Below are 392 nucleotides of genomic sequence, written 5' to 3' on the forward strand. Positions count from 1 at the left end.
ATTGATTATGTCATTGATTTAGTTTACCGCCTTCATTTAGAAAAACAAGTAGAAATTATTGTCATTGACCACCTTCAAATCACCAAAGCCACAAACCATTTAGAAAATGATCGGTTAGCCATTGACGAAATCATGACGAAACTCAAACAATTAGCCATAGAATTAAATATTGTCATCATCATTCTCTCACAATTTTCAAGAGATACATACAGCAATTACCAAGGTAAATCACCAGAAATAACAGCTTTAAAAGGAAGTGGCGGTATTGAAACTAACAGTGATCTTGTTTTAATGATGTCAGAATTCCAACCCAAACTATCCAAAGACCAAGAAAAACCCTTAAATATCTATAATCAAAATTGTAATCAATTATATTTAGAAGCTAATGACAA

The 392-nt window shown here is 31.4% G+C and carries 1 protein-coding gene; it reads left to right on the top strand.

All coding sequences use genetic code 11. The features are described 5' to 3' along the window. Positions 1 to 392, top strand: a 392-nt coding sequence (locus RI01_RS03180; RefSeq protein ID WP_017193226.1) for a DnaB-like helicase C-terminal domain-containing protein, incomplete at both ends; no start/stop codon positions are given.

It is taken from the genome of Italian clover phyllody phytoplasma str. MA1, from assembly GCF_000300695.1.
GTDB lineage: Bacteria > Bacillota_I > Bacilli_A > Acholeplasmatales > Acholeplasmataceae > Phytoplasma.